Source organism: uncultured Pseudoteredinibacter sp., from assembly GCF_947502065.1.
In the GTDB taxonomy this organism is placed as follows: Bacteria; Pseudomonadota; Gammaproteobacteria; order Pseudomonadales; family Cellvibrionaceae; genus Pseudoteredinibacter.
The window spans coordinates 1,407,649-1,425,840 of record NZ_CANMYE010000001.1 but is presented as its reverse complement, the minus strand read 5'-3'; the positions used below and the strand labels follow the sequence as shown (position 1 = coordinate 1,425,840).

Here is an 18,192-nt window from a genome sequence, read left to right as displayed (position 1 = left end):
AATAAATTGTGAAATCTAGCTGTGCAAACTCATGAATTTGCTACTTGCTGTAATTAATCGCAAACAGTGTGCCAAATCAAAAAAATGAATAAAAACAAAGGGATACCTTATTTTATGAGTCTCAGCTATTTGAGACCCATAAAATATTGGGAGTAATTTATCTAGTTTGAAAGCATTAAAAGCATTAGGTGTGGGGCGTTAAGCCTTAATTGATGGGGAGTTTTGTCGTGTGTTTAAGGGTTTCCATCACGAAGCTGCAGCTTACGTCATTCAGTTCGGCCTTGATCAACTGCTTATAGAGTCGATCATAGCCGGCCATATCGGTGACCTGAGCTTTTACCAAGTAATCCAGCTCGCCACTCATTCTGTAGGCCTCCAGTACCTCCGGGATGGTGTTAAGTACCTCCTTGAAGCGATTAAACCACTCGGCATTATGCGCACTAGTGCGTAAGGCGATGTAAGCTGTTAAGGGTAAACCTAGACTTTCTGCATCTAAAAGCGCCACTTGGCTTTTGATTACTCCATCTTCGCTAAGCTTTTTGATTCGACGCCATGCTGCTGTTTTGGAAATGGCTATTTCCGCGGCTATGGCTCCGATCGAGCGAGAGGCATCGTTTTGTAGTGCATCGAGTAGTAATTTATCGATTTTATCCATTATAGTTACCAAGAGAACAAAATAACAAAATTGGCGGGTTTACTGTAACAATGTTCCGAATATGCCCGTATTGATTTGATTATAGCAACAATGTTCCCAGCTTTAGCTATTAATATACACATCGCTGATTGCCATTTAGAGCAAGCCTAATAACGTGTTTAAAGGAGCCGGTGATGCCTCAACCCCCACAGTTATGCCAAATTCGACAGGAAATTATCGGTGACGATAGCGTTGTGGAGACGGCCTTTGGTAAAAAGCCCTTGGTATATGCGGATTACACGGCTTCAGGGCGAAGTCTTCGCTTCATAGAGCAATATATCCAAGCTCAGGTATTGCCTTACTACGCTAATACCCACACTGAGACTTCCTATACCGGACGGCATACCACAGAATTGAGGGAACAAGCGCGCCAAACGATTCGCAAGGCTTTAAATGCCGGTGAGCAACATAGGCTAATCTTTAGTGGCAGTGGCGCTACGGCGGCAATCGATAAATTGATCACGATGCTTGAGCTTAAACGCTGTGGCGCCAAAACAGGTGAGTTGGTAGATGTCGATCGAGCAGTTGTTTTTGTCGGCCCATACGAACATCATTCCAATGAGTTGCCTTGGCGTGAATCTAAAGCGGAAGTCGTTTCGATACCTTTGGATGAGAGGGGGCATTTGAATCTAACAGTATTAGAGCAAAAGCTTGAACAATATCAAGATCGCCCACTAAAAATTGGCAGCTTTTCTGCGGCGTCCAATGTTACTGGCCTTCGTACGCCGGTCGAGCAAGTTTCGAAGTTGCTGAAGCGCTATGGTTTTTGGTCCTGCTGGGATTACGCCGCCGCTGGCCCTTATGTGGGCATTGACGTGCAAGGTTTGCAGCTGGATGCAGTATTTATTTCTACCCATAAATTTATTGGTGGCCCCGGGACGCCGGGAATATTGCTGGTAAATCAAGATATGCTCGCCAATGAAATACCGGCAGTGCCCGGTGGTGGCACTGTCTCATTCGTTACCCCGAATGAGCACACCTATTTAAGCGATGTTGAACGAAGAGAAGAGGGCGGCACACCGGGTATTGTTGAATCTATTCGAGCTGGCTTAGTGTTTTCCTTGCAGCAAGCTGTTGGCACAGAAAATATTGAGCGACTTGAAAGAGTCCATACACAAGAGGCGATTGCCCGCTTAAGCCAGCATGGCAACATCGAAATATTAGGTGACCCAGACGCCGATCGTTTATCCATTATATCGTTCAGAATTCGTCACAATGAAAAGCATCTTCACTATAGTTTTGTGGTGGCCTTGCTGAATGATTTATTTGGTATTCAGGCGCGCGGTGGCTGCTCCTGTGCGGGGCCTTATGGGCATTATCTGTTGAATCTCGATGATGAAAAAAGCCGCAGGATTGAAGAGCAAATGTATAGTGGGGCGATGTTGTTACGCCCAGGCTGGATACGTTTCAACTTAAACTATTTTCTTGATCATCATACCGTTGACTATATCCTGTCCGCCATTGAATTGGTGGCTAATCATGGCGCAGATTTACTGCCCTATTATCAATATCAAGAGAGCCCCGGAGTCTGGTGCTTCCAAGGGCATCGCCATGGTGCTAGCGCCAGTCTAAGCTCGGCTTTGGATAACTGGCTGGCAGGGCAGGATTATAGTCGCACTTTAGAGGCTGATTTAAGCCGAGAAGAAAGCTATAAGCAGGCGCTGGCCATTGCTAAAGCGCATTTGCTGTCGCCAGACCCAAGCTGGCAGCGTTTTTGTCTGAATTTACAAGCTGAGGCTGAAGCTGTGCGCTGGTTTGTACTGCCACAAGAGATGGTTTAATTAATCGATTTGCTGCAGTGGTTTCAGTTGCTATAAAGGTGGGCGGGGCTCTAGGCCCCTGCCAGTTATTATGTCATCATCTGTCCCGCAATTAACTATAGGACGCACTATGTTTTTTTCCGGTTTTAAATCTTCCCTGCTGACCGCCAGTCAGGGGCTATTCTTGCTGCTGTCGATTGTCTTGGGGCCTCTGGTAAGTGCTCAGGATTCAGCCATTATTAGTTATGACAGCCGATTTCACCCAGTGATTGGCCAACAGGGAATGGTCGCCAGTCAGGAGGCCTTAGCTTCTGAGGTTGGTTTAGAGATACTAAAGCAAGGTGGCAATGCTGTGGACGCCGCTGTTGCTACAGGTTTTGCGATGGCTGTTACTTTGCCTAAGGCCGGTAATATCGGTGGCGGCGGCTTTATGATGATCTATCTAAAAGAGCGTGACAAAGTGGTTGCTTTAGATTACCGCGAAATGGCGCCCATTAAAGCCTATGCTGATATGTTTCTTGATAAAGATGGCAACTTTGATCGCGACATGGCTGGTTACACCTATAGGGCCGGTGGTGTTCCGGGTACCGTAGCCGGCATGATTCATGCGCTGGAAAACTACGGCACCATGAAACTGGCGCAAGTTATTGCTCCTGCGATAAAGCTGGCAAAAGAGGGTTTTATTGTTACCCCAGGGCTCGCAAATGATTTGGTGGTTAAGCGTAAGCGTTTAACACGATACCCTGCCACCAAAGAAATTTTTTACCACAGTGATGGCCGTAACCTGCAAGCGGGTGAGCGTCTAATCCAAAAAGATTTGGCTTGGTCCTTGTCTGAAATTAGTAAGCACGGCAAGTCGGCGTTTTATGGTGGCTCCATCGCTAAGAAATTTGTTTCGGCATCTGATAAATACAATGGTTTGTTTACCTTGGATGACTTTAAAGGCTATAAAGTCGTAGAGCGAGAAGCGGTAAAAGGTAACTATCGTGGTTACGATGTGGTATCAATGCCACCGCCAAGCTCTGGTGGTGTCCACCTAATACAAATGCTTAATGTTTTAGAAGCATATGATCTAAAGTTAATGGGGCACAATAGCGCTGAGTATCTTCATACTTTGACGGAGACGATGCGTCGAGCCTATGCCGACCGTAGTCAGCACTTGGGTGATCCGGATTTCTACCGTGTGCCAGTGGCAAAGTTATTGGACAAGCAATACGCCAAGACATTACGTCAGCAGATTGACCCTAACAAAGCCACGCCATCGGAAGAGGTTGCGCCTACTAAGCTATTTGGCAAAGAAAGTAACGATACCACCCATTACTCGGTCGCCGATCGCTGGGGCAATATAGTGTCTAATACCTACACCATTAATTACAGCTATGGCTCTGGTATTGTTGTCGATGGTACGGGCATTTTGTTAAACAATGAAATGGATGACTTCTCTGCTAAGCCGGGTGAACCAAATGCTTATGGTTTGTTGGGCAGCGAGGCGAATGCCATTGAGCCCCGTAAGCGTCCATTAAGCTCTATGACCCCAACGTTGGTCATTAAAGACGGTCAGCCAGTATTGGCAACAGGGAGTCCAGGCGGGAGTACGATTATTACCATTGTGCTGCAGATCGTCTTAAATACGATCGATTTTGAAATGAATATTGCTGAGGCTACCTCTGTTCCACGAATGCACCATCAATGGTTCCCAGACAAAGTCTTTGTAGAGCCTGGTGTCAGCAAAGATACCGTTGAGCTGCTTAAGCAAAATGGTCACGATGTGAAGTACTCCAGAACCATGGGAAGTACCCAATCCATTGCCACTCTGAAAGGCTATATGTACGGCGCTTCTGATACTCGTCGCCCTGACGCAGCGACTGTAGCCTATTAAAACCTGCATTACCGCGGTCTGCACTTTGTAGGCCGCTTTGTTTTTCGGGTTCGGTCCATATTCTCTCCCTTGTTTGCCCCTTACGGCGTTAGCTTAGCCTACCTTTGCCTGTTATTTGGGGGCTAGATCTATATTCATATCTTTCAGTCTGAACAACTATCTGTTAGCGTTGCTCTATAAATTTTGGCTTCTATAATTTGGGGGTTTTATGTTCGATATGAACGTCGCTGTGATTGTCGCCGTGGTACTAGCATTGGTGGTGATCTTAAAATCAGTAAAAAGTGTTCCGCAGGGCGAAGAGTGGACAGTTGAGCGTTTTGGCAAATACACCCGTTTATTGCGTCCTGGACTGCAGGTCATCGTGCCCTTTATTGATACTGTTGGGCATCGACAGATTGTCATGGAGCAGGTGTTGGATATTCAGCCCCAAGAAGTGATCAGCGCCGATAATGCGATGGTGACAACCGATGCGGTTTGTTTTTACCAGGTAATCGATGCGGTAAAAGCTTCTTATGAGGTTAATAATCTAGAGCGCGCCATGCAGAATTTGGTCATGACCAATATACGTGCGGTTTTGGGATCCATGGAGCTCGATTCAATGTTGTCGAATCGTGATCAGATAAACAGTGCGCTGCTAGTAAAAGTTGATGAGGCGACTAACCCTTGGGGAATTAAAGTCACCCGTATTGAAATTAAGGATATTACTCCGCCGCGGGACTTGGTTGATGCCATGGCCAACCAAATGAAAGCGGAGCGGGAAAAACGTGCACAAATTTTATTGGCTGAAGGTGAGCGAGAGTCTGCGATTAAAGTAGCTGAAGGTGAGAAACGCTCACAAATCCTGCGAGCTGAGGGTGAACGGGAATCTGCCTTCCTAGAAGCGGAGGCTCGTGAGCGTGAAGCCCAGGCCGAGGCCAAGGCAACCTTTATGGTGAGCGAGGCGATTGCTAAGGGTAATTCTCAGGCGATCAACTACTTTGTTGCCCAAAAGTACGTCGATGCTCTAGGTCAGATCGCATCGGCCGATAACAGTAAGGTGGTGCTAATGCCATTAGAAGCTTCAAGTGTGATCGGTTCAATTGAGGGTATACATGAGCTGGTTAAATCGGCAAAACAAAGCTAAGGTGTTTTGATGGATTTTTTGAGCGGTTTATCAGCCTGGCATTGGCTGATTCTAGGCATCGTCCTGCTAATACTAGAAATGCTAGGCGCGGCAGGCTTTTTATTGGGTATTGGTGTTGGCGCGATATTAACAGCTGTTATTGCCGCGGTGCTCAGTGATATGAGCTGGCAGGCTCAGCTATTGTGTTTTGCTGTGTTATCGATTGCGGCCACCTGTTTGTATTGGATGCGTTTTCGCCATATCAACGAAGCAACTGATCAGCCTTTGCTCAATAGCGCCGAAGCTCGACTGCTTGGTAAAGAGGCCGTGCTTCTAGACGATATGAGCGCACTGAAAGGTAAGGTGCAGATAGCCGATACTTTGTGGGAAGTTAGTGCTGCTGAAAATTATCCCGCCGGCACTAAAGTAAAAGTGCTAGCTGTCCATGGTATGAGCTTACAGGTAGAAGCGCAGTCGTAGCTTATGAAGAACGCTTTGATTCTCTCTGGTGGTGGTGCGCGAGCCGCCTACCAGATCGGAGTGCTAAAGGCACTCAAGGAAATCGTCCCAACAAATCAAAATCCATTTCCTATCATTTGTGGAACCTCTGCAGGTGCTATTAATGCGGTGAGCTTGGCTTCTCGCTGTGATGATTTTTCTTTTGCTGTCGATAATCTGGAAAATTTCTGGGGCAATCTGACGGCCGATCATGTATTTAAGTCCGGCTGGCTGGATGTCAGCAAGGGTGGCTTGAGTTTATTCGGCTCTTTGTTTAACCGAGGCGTTGGTGTAAATAAGCCCGTTTCGCTTTTGGATAATTCGCCTCTAAGAGCATTTTTATCCAAGGCTATTCAGTTTCAGCAAATACCTACCATGTTGGAAAAGGGCGCTTTGGAGGCGCTATCGATTACCGCGATGGGGTATTCGACGGGTGAGTCAGTCAGTTTTTTTCAAACTTCAGAGTCGAATCCTAAGCTTAATGAATGGCGTCGCCATCGACGAGTAGGGCGTCGCAGTGAAATTCAAGTGGAGCACTTGCTCGCATCATCAGCCATCCCTACGATTTTTCCAACTATAAAGCTTGGCGAACAATATTTTGGTGATGGTGCTATGCGTCAGTTAGCACCAATCAGTCCGGCTTTGCACCTAGGGGCTGATCGCGTGTTTATTATCGGGGTCAGCGGCAATCGTAATGTAAAGCAGTGGAACAAAAAGCCTCAGCCTATCAGGCATTCGCCATCAATAGCTCAAATTATTGGCCATATGTTTAATAGCGCTTTTATCGATAGCCTTGAGGGCGACATCGAACATTTAGAGCGCGTGAATGAGTTGCTTAGAAAAATGAGCGAAGAGGAAAGGGCGGCCGAAAAACGATTGCGTCCTATTGAAAGCTTAGTTATCTCACCGTCAAAACCATTAGATAAAATTGCAGGGCGTAATGTACGCTATTTGCCCTCATCATTAAAATGGTTTTTCCGCTCTACCGGTGCAACAGCCAGTGGTGGTGGATCGGCAGCGGCAAGCTACCTGTTGTTTTGCCCTGAGTATTGCCAAGAGCTTATGGATTTAGGCTACCAAGATGCCATGTGGGAAAAAGGCAGTATAGAAACTTTTTTCCAAGTTTAAAGGTAATTAGCACTTGCTAAGCCTGTGTTTACCAGGCTTGCTGGTATATCTCGAGGGCATCTGCTTCGTTTAGTGGTCTTGGGTTGTTTTGCAGTAATCTTGTTTGCAGCATGGCGTCCTTTGCTAAAGTGGGTAGATGTTCTTCGCCAATCTCTAAATCACGCAGATGTGTACAGAGTTTTAATTTTCCAATCAGGCGCTCGATATATTTTATCAACTCTATGCTGACGGCTTTGCTATCTTCATGGGCAATATATTCTGCTCCCATAATTATTGGCGCTAACTCAGCATAAAGCTCATGGCAGTGGCTATTGTTAAAGCGCATAACATGGGGGAGCACTAAAGAATTACTTAAGCCGTGGGGGATATGAAAATGCCCGCCAAGGGGATAAGCCAAAGCATGTACGGCGGCAACAGGGGAATTAGCAAAAGCTTGACCGGCCATAAATGCACCAAGCAACATGGCTTGCCTTGCTTCTAAGTTACTACCGTTTTGACAGGCCTCGCGAATGTTTGCGCTCAATAAGGCTAGGGCTTCTTTGGCGAGTAAATCAGAGTAGCGATTTTTTTTATGGGCGCTGGTGAAAGCTTCGATAGCGTGAACCATGGCGTCGATCCCGGTAGCCGCTGTAATGGCCGGCGGCAATCCTAGTGTGAGTTCGGCGTCTAAGATGGCAACATCGGGCAGTAGCAATGGGGAAACAACCCCCATTTTGGTGGTTTCGCCGGTTGTGACAATCGCAACAGCTGTGGCTTCTGAGCCAGTTCCGGCGGTCGTAGGTATTAGCAGCAGAGGTAGGCGTGGCCCCTGTGCCTGTTCTATGCCATAAATATCTTCAAGTTTCTCTTCGGATGACAACATCAGTGCGATTAATTTGGCGCTATCCAAAGAGCTTCCACCGCCAAACCCGATCACACCATCAGCCTGATGAGTCTTGGCGCTTTCTAAGGCTTGTAAGATGATGCTTTCTGGTGGATCGGCAACGATGTCGCAAAAGCTGAAGAAGGGGACATCTTCGCGGTGTAAGACCGCTTCCAGTTTTGCTAACAATCCGCAGGTAACAATACCTTGGTCAGTAATAATAACTGGGCGTTTAATGCCTTGCTGGCGACAGATTTGAGCGAGTTGAGCAATGGCTCCAGGTTGATTGATAAACGACTTGGTTGTATTAAAAACAAAATTGTCCACATTGGCACCTGATTTATTATTGCTGTTTTATTCCGCAATCCATTTGCGCTTATTCGGCGCTAATCGCTGCTAAGTACGCGTTTAGCTAATCATCGCAAACGAGTAATTTATATTAAGCCCAAAGCTTAGCTTATGTCACAGGGTGATAATAGACAAAGGATAAGAAAACCGGCCTAAAAACATGGCTTAGAGATAAACATAGCAAGCGAAGGGCGGCAGTTTATATGGAGCGTAGCTTGCGTAGGGCTATATAGACCAAGATTCCAGTTTGATACTCTGTTGATCGGCACTGATACACCAAGCTTTATCGTGCCAATCCCCCAAAACAATACGCTCTTTGCCCTTGTCCAATGAGTGTCGCGCAGGACGATGGGTATGCCCGTGAATCAAGATGTCAGCATTATGCTCAGCTAAAACTTGTGCAACCGCATCAGCGTTTACATCCATGATGTCTTCAGCCTTCATGGCGCTCATGGATTTGCTTTGTTGACGTAACTGCTGGGCCAGTTGGCGCCTGGCTTGCAAGGGTTGAGAGAGTAGTTGTTCTTGCCATGCAGGGTTTCGCGCCTGCTGGCGAAAGGCCATATATTCGCTGTCATCTGTACAGAGGCTATCGCCATGCATAAGCAGGCAAGATTTGCCAGCAAGCTCTATGAGAGTGGGGTCGGACAATAAACTTGCACCGCTGTTTTGGCAAAAGCGTTCACCATAGAGGAAATCGCGGTTGCCGTGCATGATAAACACGGCGGTGCCGCCCTGGCTAAGTGCCAGCAATTGCTGCTGAATACTGGAAGCCAAGGGGGCGTCGTCGTCATCTCCGATCCAAACTTCAAAGAAATCTCCCAAGATGTAAAGCGCGTCGGCTTTGCTGGCCCTGTCTTTAAGAAAGGTCAAAAAGCTTTCGGTCACCTCTGGGCGACTTTCATCAAGGTGCAAATCGGAGATAAACAGTAGTTTCATGGGTTTGGTCGCTATTAATCGCTAACGGTTACTTTTTCGATGACGATGCTTTCTTTTGGTACGTCTTGATGGCCCATCATGTTACCGGTAGAGACGGCCTTGATGCTATTGACGACATCCATACCCTCAACGACTTTGCCAAATACGCAATATCCCCAGCCTTGGCTGTTTTTTGCGGTGTGGTTTAAGAAGTTGTTATCAGATACGTTGATAAAGAACTGGCAGGTAGCGCTATGTGGATCCATAGTGCGTGCCATTGCGACAGTACCAAGGTCATTACTAAGGCCGTTGTCAGCTTCGTTTTCAATAGCGGCGCGACGACCTTCATTCTTGTCTTCCATGTCCGCCGTCATGCCACCGCCTTGCACCATAAAGCCATCGATAACACGGTGGAAGATGGTGCCCTCGTAAAAGCCATCTTCAGCGTATTGCTTAAAGTTAGCCGCGGTATTCGGGGCATTCTCGTGGTCTAGTTCAAGGCTGATATCGCCGAAATTGGTATGTAAAGTAATCATTTTATGTCCTATAACTGCTGTCACCGGTCGTTTATTAAGCCATTGGCTACCGGAGGGTCAAAAACCAAAGGAAAAGGGTGCCGAGAGGGCCTTGGGGCGGCTATAATACGCGGTTTGACTGGGATCTCAAACTATGAGGCTCGAAAAGCAGTTTCATAAGCCAGTAAAAGGAATAGCCCTATACACAGCTTCCTTAGTGGAGCTGTGATATCTAGATACCAGAGGCTTTTCCGTCAGAGATCTCTATAAGCCAATGAAGTAAGGACAAAGCAAACGCCATGAGCGAAACGAGCAAACCGCTGAACTTTTTAGAGCAGATTATCAGCCAAGATCTTGAGGCCGGTAAACATCAAACTGTGACGACAAGATTCCCGCCAGAACCTAATGGTTATCTGCACATTGGTCATGCCAAATCGATCTGTTTGAACTTTGGCCTGGCTGAACGCTTTGGTGGTCGCTGCAATCTGCGCTTTGATGACACTAACCCTGCAAAAGAAGATCAAGAATACGTTGAGTCAATTGTTCGCGACGTAGAATGGCTGGGCTTTAAATGGGATGGTGATATCCGCTATGCCTCAAGCTATTTCGAGCAGTTCTATCAGTGGGCTTTGCACCTGATTCAAGAAGGTAAAGCCTATGTTTGCCATTTGGATGCTGAGCAAACCAAAGAATATCGTGGTTGGGCGACTAAGCCCGGCAAAGACAGCCCTTATCGCGATCGCAGCGTTGAAGAGAACTTGGTTGAGTTCGAGAAAATGCGCGCCGGTGAATATGAGGAAGGTGCTTGTGTCTTGCGGGCCAAGATAGATATGGCCAGCCCAAATATGAATATGCGTGACCCTATGTTGTATCGTATTCGTAAGCAGAGCCATCACCAGACTGGCGATAAGTGGTGCATATACCCAACGTACGACTTTGCCCATGGTCAAGAAGACGCTATTGAAGGGATTAGCCATTCGATCTGTACTTTGGAGTTCGCTGATCATCGCCCCTTGTATGAGTGGTTTATTGAAAACTTGCCGGTTCCTAGCCAGCCTAAGCAATATGAATTTGCGCGCCTTGAGTTGAACTATACCGTTACCTCCAAGCGCAAGCTGAAGCAGTTGGTGGACGAAGGCTTTGTCGATGGTTGGGATGATCCTCGCATGCCGACCATATCGGGTTTGCGCCGTCGCGGTGTTAGTCCTGCAGCGGTTCGTCATTTCTGTGATCTGATTGGAGTAACCAAATCGGCCAGTACTATCGATGTGGCGACCTTAGAGCATGCTATTCGCGATGATCTAAATAATGTTGCCCCTAGAGCGATGTGTGTACTTGATCCATTGCTGATCACGGTAACTAATTTTGACGAAGTAGCGAATGATGGTCATGAGCTTGTTGATGGTGTGGCCCAAATGCTACAGCCAGTTCACCCCAACGATGAAAGTCGCGGTGAGCGCCGTTTGCCATTTACGCAAACTCTGTATATTGATCGCGCTGATTTTAACGAAGATAGTAGCCTGTCTCGTAAAAAGTTTAAACGATTAGTGGCCGGTGAATATGTACGTTTGCGTGGCAGCTATGTCATCAAGGCGGAAGACATTATCAAAGACGAAACTGGTGAAATCACCGAACTGAAAGTTTCATTAGTGCCCGGAACGGTTGGTAATAACCCTCCAGAAGGCATTCGACCACGCGGTGTGATTCATTGGGTATCGGCAAGTCATAATGTGGATTGTGAGGTTCGACTTTACGATCGCTTGTTCAATGACGAAGCGCCTGATGCGGGAGATAAAAACTTTTTAGATTTTATTAACCCAGATAGCCTGAGCATTATTTCAGGTGCGAAGGCTGAGTTGTCCCTAGCTGATGCTGAGCCAGAGCAGGCTTATCAGTTTGAACGCGAAGGTTACTTCTGTTTGGACGCCAAACACAGTGAAGCCGATAAGCCGGTTTTCAATCGCACCATAGGCCTAAAAGATAACTGGGCTAACAAGGTATAGAAATTCGATTTTCTGCGCGTTACTTATAGCGGACAAACGCTAGATGCGACATTTACGCAGGAGATCAAAAATAGAGTTAAGTTTATGCAACTGTACAACACCAAAAAACGAAAAAAAGAAGAGTTTAAGCCAATCGACCCTGAGCATATTCGTATGTATGTCTGCGGGCCAACCGTTTATAACTATGTGCATATTGGCAATGCGCGACCACCGGTTGTATTTGACACGCTTTATCGCGTTTTGAAGTCTGCCTATCCAAAGGTTAGCTATGCTCGCAATATTACTGATATTGACGACAAAATTATGCAAGCGGCAAAAGATAATGGCGAAACCATCCAGGATGTTTCTGAGCGTTATACCCTTGCCTTTGCCGAAGATATGGCCGCGATTAACTGCTTGGTGCCCGATATAATCCCAAAGGCGACAGAGCATTTGCCTGAGATGATCGAGATGATCGAAAAGCTCATCGCAAAAGGGCATGCCTATGAATCTGAAAAGCATGTCTTGTTTGATGTTCGGTCCATGGAAAATTATGGCGAGCTTTCAAATCGAAAGTTGGAAGATATGCTTGATGGTGCCCGTGTCGAAGTGGCCGACTACAAAAAGTATGCCGGCGATTTTGTACTTTGGAAGCCTTCAGTTGGTGATGAGCCAGGCTGGGAAAGCCCTTGGGGTTTCGGTCGCCCAGGTTGGCACCTAGAGTGTTCAGCCATGATTAAAAAGCATTTGGGCGAAAGCATTGATATTCATGGCGGCGGTAAAGATCTTATCTTTCCTCACCATGAAAATGAGGTTGCTCAAAGCTGCTGCGCCAATGATGCTGAAGAGTATGTGCGCTACTGGATGCACAACGGCTATATCAATATAGATGGCGAGAAGATGTCTAAATCCTTAGGCAACTTCCGCTTAGTCCGCGATCTATTGAAAGCTTACCCGGGCGAAGTGTTGCGTTATGCCATTCTTTCAGCGCATTACCGCTCGGATATGGATTTCTCTCAGAAGCTGCTTTCGGAATCAAAAGATAACCTAGATTATATCTACGGTGTCTTAAGAGACGAGGCTGATACCTCAAGTGCTGAGTGTGAGCTTCAAAGCTTGCCGGTATTTGCGGCACTGCTGGATGATCTGAATACACGTGAGGCAATTACTCAGTTGTTGGCAGTAGCCAAGCGTTTGAAGCTAGCAGAAGCCCAAGACAAGCCAGCTCTAAAAGGCGAGCTTATGGCCATCGCTGGAGTCTTGGGGCTGCTTGAACAAGATCCGGAGCAATGGTTCACCCAAGGCGGCGCTGACGATTTGGCGGCTGATGTAATTGAAGCGTTGATCGAAGAGCGGCTACAGGCACGTGCAGATAAAAACTTTGCGCGCGCTGACGAGATTCGTGATCAGCTCAAAGAGCAGGGCGTACTACTGGATGACTACCGTGCTGATGGCGGCGGCATCGCCACTAAATGGCGCCGAGAAGGCTAGGGTCGAAGTTAGTAGAGCAGGGGTGTTGAATGAAGCTACTAGCGTGGGCACTGGTATTGCTTTGTGTGTTGAGCTTTTTTCTACGCAATCAATTTGAAAGCAATGTGTCGCTAGATTCACGCTTGCTAAATGAGCCCCTGCAATACGCTGATGAGCACGAACGCAAGCAATTGCCGTTTGAGGATCGCCAGTACTTTGTTGATCGAAAGTTTCGCTATGAGCTCTATGGCATGGTGGTTTCTTTTCGAGAGCACGATGGCGATCAAATGCTTCATAAAAGCTGGGGCGATCACTTGAATATTGCTGATGTCTGTGTGGTATGGAGCGATACTGCGCAGTCACCTTTTCTAAATCAAATTGATTTTTGGAACGGCCAGTTCACTTGCAATGTACGAACTTCGAGCAACGAAGCTTGGCAAAGCTTTAATATGAATCAGCTTTCTAATAATCATTTAATTAGCGCAGATCCATATATTCGAAAGAAAATTACCGGCATCAATATCGGCGATCAGATTGTGATAAAAGGCTGGCTGTCGGAGTATGGTAATGATCAAGGTGCAATTCGAGGTACCAGTATTCGCCGAGACGATACGGGTAATGGAGCCTGTGAAACTATTTACGTAGAGCAATTTGAGGTGATACGTGAGGCAAAGCGTTTGTGGAATAAGCTTTTTACCGTGAGCGGCGCTTTGTTGCTGCTGATGCTAGCTTGGTACTTTTTCAGTCCGTATAAACCGCGTGCGGAAAATAGTCACTAATTGTTGGGCTTGTTCAAAGTAATAGTTAGCCAGCTGGCACTAGGTACCCATTTAATAATTGTATTGCTTAAAACTAAACTAATTTAAGAGACCGTAATGACAACAACTCCTGATTTTCGATTTAGAAGACTACGCCGAACCAAGGTTCTACGACAGCTGGTTCGAGAAAATCATTTACGCCCTGAAGATTTTATATTGCCAATCTTTGTTGAAGAGGGCATTCAGGAGCCGGTTGAAATTGCCAGCATGCCAGGTGTTAAGCGATTCCCTGAAACCCAGCTAGGTGGCGAATTACGTCGTTTATGGCAGCTTGGTGTTAAAGCCGTCATTCTTTTTGGTGTTAGTCAGCATAAAGATGATTGCGGCAGTGATACTTGGAACGACAAGGGTTTAATGGCTCGCTGCATCAGAACGGCTAAGGCCGCCACGCCAGATATGCTAATCATCAGTGATAACTGTTTTTGTGAGTATACTGATCATGGGCACTGCGGTGTGGTGCATGATAATGATGTTGATAATGACTCCACGCTTGAGAATTTGCAGGCACAAGTAATTACTGCCGCCCGTGCCGGTGTCGATATGATTGCTCCTTCGGGCATGATGGATGGCATGATCGCTGCCATTAGAGAGGCGCTCGACAGCGAGGGCTATACTCATATACCGATCATGAGCTACTCGACAAAATTCGCATCGGCGTTTTATGGCCCGTTTAGAGACGCTGTTGATAGTAACTTTAAAGGCACACGTAATACCTATCAAATGGACCCGGCCAATGGCCGTGAGGCCTTAGCGGAATCCCTGCAAGATGAAGGTGAGGGGGCTGATATTTTGATGGTTAAGCCAGGTATGGCCTATCTTGATGTTATTCGCGAGATTCGTGATGGTAGTAATCAGCCATTGGCGGTATACCATGTGAGTGGTGAGTACGCCATGATTAAGGCGGCCGCTGCCGCCGGCGTTATTGATGAAAAATCTATTGTTCTTGAGAGTATGATTGCCTTTAAGCGTGCAGGTTGTGATTTGATTTTGACCTACTATGCCGAAGACATCATTAGCTGGCTAAAAGAAGAATAAGGGAACGAGCCTTATATGTTGAAAAAACTCACCTTTATTCTGCTTGGGCTTAGTGTGCTGTTATTGTCGCTTGCTGCGCTCGTTGGCCCAGAAGAGCTTGCGCTTTTTTTAGACAGCGAAGAATCGGTTCAAGCAGAGAAGAATACAAGTGCATCACAGTGGTGTGCTGATATGGAAAATAAACCCAACAAGCAATGGCAGGAAGATGAGTTTCAGCGCTTTGCTGAAGAATGCTTGTAACAACAATCGATGAGCAGGATAAAGTAGAAGTGATATGGTGAATAAAGCAACTGTTGAAGACAATGTTTTTACTCGCTTAATGGCCAATAAGGCCTTTGAGATGTTTGTTGTCTCGGTCATTATTTTGTCCGCCCTGGTTGTCGGGGCAAAAACCTATGCTGTCCCTCCTGCTGCTCTTAAGGTATTGGCGGTTTTAGATTGGGTAATCACTTTTATCTTTTTGATCGAAATTAGCATTCGTTTTATCGCTGAGCCCAACAAGAAGCGATTTTTCCACAAGGCGTGGAATGTTTTTGATACTTTGATCGTTGTGGTGAGTCTGATACCTATTGAGAACGGCGAGATGGCCTTGCTGGGGCGCTTGATTCGTATCTTTAGGGTGTTAAGGATGGTTTCCATCATACCGGAGCTTCGAATGCTCCTTAACTCCCTCGCTAAGGCCTTGCCCCAGTTGGGCTATGTCATGCTTTTGATGTTTATTATTTTTTACATCTATGCGGCCATTGGAAGCACCTTGTTCCACGAAATAAACCCTGAGCTCTGGGGCGATATCAGTATCGCTTTATTAACTTTGTTTCGGGTGATGACCTTTGAAGATTGGACAGATGTCATGTATGAAACCATGGCTGTCTACAAGTTAAGCTGGATCTTTTATCTAACTTTTATTTTCTTTACGGCTTTTGCGTTCTTAAATATGATCATCGGTATTGTCGTAAACGTACTGGAAGAGGAGCATAACCGCGAGCGCCAAGAAGCCGCAGAGGCCAGCGGCCAGCCGACGATGTTTGATTTGCAGGATCAGCTAAAAGACATACAAAAACAATTGGCACAGCTAAAACAATCTAAATAACATTGCAGCCTAAGTCTTTTAAATGCCTGGCCACATTAGCAATGTGCTTAAGTGGTCATGGCCTAATGAAAAAACAATCTTAGTACTACAAATCGACCAAAGAGCTTATGCTGCGGCCCATGCAGCATAATTCTTTGCTATGACAATTGACGCAGTCGATTGTATACATTCCTACTTCGTTTTCTTGGCTACACTTCTTAAAGCTTGAATATTTTTATTCAGTTTTTTAGCGCAAGCAAGGAGCTCGCCATGAATCACAAGCTGCAGAGATCGGTATGTCTAATCGTAGTCTTGCTAGTCAGCTGCGGGCAGCTTATTGCTGAACAGTCCTCCCGCACTACAAGCATTCCCCATCATTTGCTGCTAGATAATCAAGCCAGTAGCCCTGAAGTAATTACTTTAGATGCGCAGGGCTTACACTTAAACTACCCAAAGCAACGGCAACAAGTTAATTCTAAGCAGTGGCCATGGCGGGCTATTGGGCAAGTGAATGTTGCCGCCTCACATTATTGCAGCGGTGTCTTGATTGCCAAAGACAAGGTTCTTACTGTAGCTCATTGCCTTTGGGATGCGTACAACAAAGATTGGTATGGCCCATCTGAAATCCACTTTGTTGCAGCATATGCGCAAGGCGATTATCTAGCGTATAGCCGGATTGAGTCTTTTCAAGCCGCGGGTAAGTTCAATGCAAAAGGCGAAATAGATTTAGACTCTGTTCATACTGACTGGGCGATTTTGCATCTGCGGCAAGATATTGGCCTTGAGGTGGGCTTTTTAGATTTGTCTGCCGAAACCTCTGTTGCTGTAGGAGATTCGATTAGCCTGGCAGGCTATCGTCGTGATCGTCCTGAGGTATTAACCGCCCAGCTTAATTGCAAGCTGCTAGCCTGGAATAAAGATGGCTCGGCCTTTGATCATAGCTGTGAGATTATCCAAGGTGACTCTGGCGGGCCTATTTTGCGACGCCGAAATGGGGTGTGGCAGGTTTTAGGTATTCAATCGCTGGAGGCCAAAACCGATGAGCGACGCTGGGGGGTTGCAGTGGCCAGCAGAGCGGTTAAATCTGCTAGCCGATAGCTCTTCACTGCGAGCCATACTGCATCAAGCACCAAGCATCAGCATTAAAAAATGCACAATGTCTAGAAAGTTTCTTAGGGTTTGGGATTCCCGCGTTGAGGGGCTCGCGCCTTTCGTCGAGCTTCCTTCTGGGCTTCTTTCTCAGCTTTTTTGCGCTCCACCTCGATAAGCTCTTTGGCGATCATCTCTGGTGTCTCTAGAGTTATTTCACCAATGACTCCACCGCGAAGATCCTTAATGAGAAGCTCAGAAACCTTATGAAGATCTGCTCGGCCGCCAGCTCTAACACAGGCCCGACGCTTTGCTATTGCTTCTAAGTTTTCAATCTCGCTTTCATAAACCTGTTCTAATTGGTAGCGCTCTTGCAGTTGCTCAGGGTAGTGCTGCTGCAGAAAGCCGATGGCATAAAAGGCGATGTCTTCATATTCCATCGCGGTATCTTTAATGGCGCCAGATACGCCTAGCCGATAGGCACTGTGATCATTTTCAACCTTAGGCCATAGCATCCCGGGGGTGTCCCATAACATGATGCCATTACGTAGATTGATTTTTTGTTGGCCTTTGGTAACGGCGGGCTCATTTCCTACCTTAGCGATAGAGCGTCCGGCTAGGGTATTGATCAGCGTAGATTTGCCAACGTTAGGGATGCCTAAGATCATCGCATTGATGGTTTTAAACTGATTGCTATCTGGTAATAGCTTGCGGCATAGATCGGGCAAGATTTTAGCTTTCGAATTGTGATCATTACTCACTAGAAGTGTTTTAACACCGGCTTCTTGTTCGAAATGTTGTTGCCACAATTCCGTCATTTTGGAATCGGCCAAATCAGTTTTGGTCAGTACTTTGATGTTGGGTTTATTGCCGCGAAGTTCGGCAATCATTGGGTTTTGACTAGAATAGGGCAGGCGCGCATCCAAAACCTCAATATACAAATCAATTTGCGAGGCCGCTTCACGAACTTGCTTTTGGGCCTTGTGCATATGCCCTGGGTACCACTGAATGGCCATCGTTAAATC

17 protein-coding genes are annotated in these 18,192 nt (G+C 46.5%); 12 read left to right on the top strand and 5 right to left on the bottom strand.

The genetic code is table 11. The features are described 5' to 3' along the window. Positions 1–205 precede the first annotated feature (205 nt). Positions 206–655 carry an Lrp/AsnC family transcriptional regulator gene (locus tag Q1A41_RS05920; protein WP_299975834.1) on the bottom strand — a complete coding sequence of 150 codons (450 nt, stop codon included), beginning with the start codon at positions 653–655 and terminating at the stop codon, positions 206–208. 173 nt (positions 656–828) lie between these two features. Here Q1A41_RS05920 and Q1A41_RS05915 point away from each other — a divergent pair, with 173 nt between their 5' ends. The 5 genes from Q1A41_RS05915 (at position 829) to Q1A41_RS05895 (ending at position 7,061) form a co-directional block, all read left to right on the top strand. After that, the gene (locus tag Q1A41_RS05915) at positions 829–2,475 is read left to right on the top strand and encodes an aminotransferase class V-fold PLP-dependent enzyme (RefSeq protein WP_299975833.1); all 1,647 of its coding nucleotides are present in this window, start codon (positions 829–831) and stop codon (positions 2,473–2,475) included. A 109-nt stretch (positions 2,476–2,584) separates the two neighbouring features. After that, on the top strand, positions 2,585–4,333 hold the full coding sequence (ggt, locus tag Q1A41_RS05910; RefSeq protein ID WP_299975831.1) for a gamma-glutamyltransferase: 1,749 nt from the start codon (positions 2,585–2,587) through the stop codon (positions 4,331–4,333). Positions 4,334–4,541: 208 nt separating this feature from the next. Continuing rightward, entirely contained in the window at positions 4,542–5,456 is a 915-nt protein-coding gene (locus Q1A41_RS05905) for an SPFH domain-containing protein (RefSeq protein ID WP_299975829.1), read from the top strand. A 9-nt stretch (positions 5,457–5,465) separates the two neighbouring features. After that, positions 5,466–5,915 (top strand): NfeD family protein, encoded by a 450-nt coding sequence (locus tag Q1A41_RS05900; protein ID WP_299975827.1) that lies wholly within the window; start codon positions 5,466–5,468, stop codon positions 5,913–5,915. Between the two features lie 3 nt (positions 5,916–5,918). Further along, positions 5,919–7,061 carry a patatin-like phospholipase family protein gene (locus Q1A41_RS05895; RefSeq protein WP_299975825.1) on the top strand — a complete coding sequence of 381 codons (1,143 nt, stop codon included), beginning with the start codon at positions 5,919–5,921 and terminating at the stop codon, positions 7,059–7,061. Positions 7,062–7,089: 28 nt separating this feature from the next. On the opposite strand, the gene Q1A41_RS05890 is transcribed toward Q1A41_RS05895, so the two are convergent. The 3 genes from Q1A41_RS05890 to Q1A41_RS05880 form a co-directional block, all read right to left on the bottom strand. Then, positions 7,090–8,250, bottom strand: a complete 1,161-nt coding sequence (locus Q1A41_RS05890; protein ID WP_299975823.1) for an iron-containing alcohol dehydrogenase — start codon at positions 8,248–8,250, stop codon at positions 7,090–7,092. A 246-nt stretch (positions 8,251–8,496) separates the two neighbouring features. Further along, positions 8,497–9,210, bottom strand: a complete 714-nt coding sequence (locus tag Q1A41_RS05885) for a UDP-2,3-diacylglucosamine diphosphatase (RefSeq protein ID WP_299975821.1) — start codon at positions 9,208–9,210, stop codon at positions 8,497–8,499. Between the two features lie 14 nt (positions 9,211–9,224). Further along, a complete protein-coding gene (locus tag Q1A41_RS05880; protein ID WP_299975819.1) occupies positions 9,225–9,725 on the bottom strand; it encodes a peptidylprolyl isomerase in 501 nt (166 codons plus the stop codon). A gap of 278 nt (positions 9,726–10,003) precedes the next feature. On the opposite strand from Q1A41_RS05880, the gene Q1A41_RS05875 reads away from it, so the two are divergent. From Q1A41_RS05875 to Q1A41_RS05845, 7 genes are all read left to right on the top strand, one after another. After that, the gene (locus Q1A41_RS05875) at positions 10,004–11,707 is read left to right on the top strand and encodes a glutamine--tRNA ligase/YqeY domain fusion protein (protein WP_299975817.1); all 1,704 of its coding nucleotides are present in this window, start codon (positions 10,004–10,006) and stop codon (positions 11,705–11,707) included. Positions 11,708–11,791: 84 nt separating this feature from the next. After that, the gene (gene cysS, locus Q1A41_RS05870; protein WP_299975815.1) at positions 11,792–13,177 is read left to right on the top strand and encodes a cysteine--tRNA ligase; all 1,386 of its coding nucleotides are present in this window, start codon (positions 11,792–11,794) and stop codon (positions 13,175–13,177) included. A gap of 29 nt (positions 13,178–13,206) precedes the next feature. Then, entirely contained in the window at positions 13,207–13,935 is a 729-nt protein-coding gene (locus Q1A41_RS05865; protein WP_299975813.1) for a hypothetical protein, read from the top strand. A 96-nt stretch (positions 13,936–14,031) separates the two neighbouring features. Then, on the top strand, positions 14,032–15,009 hold the full coding sequence (gene hemB, locus Q1A41_RS05860) for a porphobilinogen synthase (protein ID WP_299975811.1): 978 nt from the start codon (positions 14,032–14,034) through the stop codon (positions 15,007–15,009). Between the two features lie 15 nt (positions 15,010–15,024). Then, entirely contained in the window at positions 15,025–15,249 is a 225-nt protein-coding gene (locus tag Q1A41_RS05855) for a DUF3012 domain-containing protein (protein WP_299975809.1), read from the top strand. Positions 15,250–15,283: 34 nt separating this feature from the next. Next, positions 15,284–16,099, top strand: a complete 816-nt coding sequence (locus Q1A41_RS05850; protein ID WP_299975807.1) for an ion transporter — start codon at positions 15,284–15,286, stop codon at positions 16,097–16,099. Between the two features lie 249 nt (positions 16,100–16,348). After that, the gene (locus Q1A41_RS05845; RefSeq protein WP_299975805.1) at positions 16,349–17,176 is read left to right on the top strand and encodes a trypsin-like serine protease; all 828 of its coding nucleotides are present in this window, start codon (positions 16,349–16,351) and stop codon (positions 17,174–17,176) included. Positions 17,177–17,250: 74 nt separating this feature from the next. Here Q1A41_RS05845 and ylqF read toward each other — a convergent pair whose 3' ends face one another. Next, a complete protein-coding gene (gene ylqF, locus Q1A41_RS05840) occupies positions 17,251–18,183 on the bottom strand; it encodes a ribosome biogenesis GTPase YlqF (RefSeq protein WP_299975803.1) in 933 nt (310 codons plus the stop codon). Positions 18,184–18,192: the final 9 nt, after the last annotated feature.

Bases quoted from the DNA above. Each gene is read 5' to 3' on its own strand.
- Q1A41_RS05920 (WP_299975834.1), bottom strand. From the start codon at position 655: ATGGATAAAATCGATAAATTACTACTCGATGCACTACAAAACGATGCC.
- Q1A41_RS05915 (WP_299975833.1), top strand. From the start codon at position 829: ATGCCTCAACCCCCACAGTTATGCCAAATTCGACAGGAAATTATCGGT.
- ggt (WP_299975831.1), top strand. From the start codon at position 2,585: ATGTTTTTTTCCGGTTTTAAATCTTCCCTGCTGACCGCCAGTCAGGGG.
- Q1A41_RS05905 (WP_299975829.1), top strand. From the start codon at position 4,542: ATGTTCGATATGAACGTCGCTGTGATTGTCGCCGTGGTACTAGCATTG.
- Q1A41_RS05900 (WP_299975827.1), top strand. From the start codon at position 5,466: ATGGATTTTTTGAGCGGTTTATCAGCCTGGCATTGGCTGATTCTAGGC.
- Q1A41_RS05895 (WP_299975825.1), top strand. From the start codon at position 5,919: ATGAAGAACGCTTTGATTCTCTCTGGTGGTGGTGCGCGAGCCGCCTAC.
- Q1A41_RS05885 (WP_299975821.1), bottom strand. From the start codon at position 9,210: ATGAAACTACTGTTTATCTCCGATTTGCACCTTGATGAAAGTCGCCCA.
- Q1A41_RS05880 (WP_299975819.1), bottom strand. From the start codon at position 9,725: ATGATTACTTTACATACCAATTTCGGCGATATCAGCCTTGAACTAGAC.
- Q1A41_RS05875 (WP_299975817.1), top strand. From the start codon at position 10,004: ATGAGCGAAACGAGCAAACCGCTGAACTTTTTAGAGCAGATTATCAGC.
- cysS (WP_299975815.1), top strand. From the start codon at position 11,792: ATGCAACTGTACAACACCAAAAAACGAAAAAAAGAAGAGTTTAAGCCA.
- Q1A41_RS05865 (WP_299975813.1), top strand. From the start codon at position 13,207: ATGAAGCTACTAGCGTGGGCACTGGTATTGCTTTGTGTGTTGAGCTTT.
- hemB (WP_299975811.1), top strand. From the start codon at position 14,032: ATGACAACAACTCCTGATTTTCGATTTAGAAGACTACGCCGAACCAAG.
- Q1A41_RS05855 (WP_299975809.1), top strand. From the start codon at position 15,025: ATGTTGAAAAAACTCACCTTTATTCTGCTTGGGCTTAGTGTGCTGTTA.
- Q1A41_RS05850 (WP_299975807.1), top strand. From the start codon at position 15,284: ATGGTGAATAAAGCAACTGTTGAAGACAATGTTTTTACTCGCTTAATG.
- Q1A41_RS05845 (WP_299975805.1), top strand. From the start codon at position 16,349: ATGAATCACAAGCTGCAGAGATCGGTATGTCTAATCGTAGTCTTGCTA.
- ylqF (WP_299975803.1), bottom strand. From the start codon at position 18,183: ATGGCCATTCAGTGGTACCCAGGGCATATGCACAAGGCCCAAAAGCAA.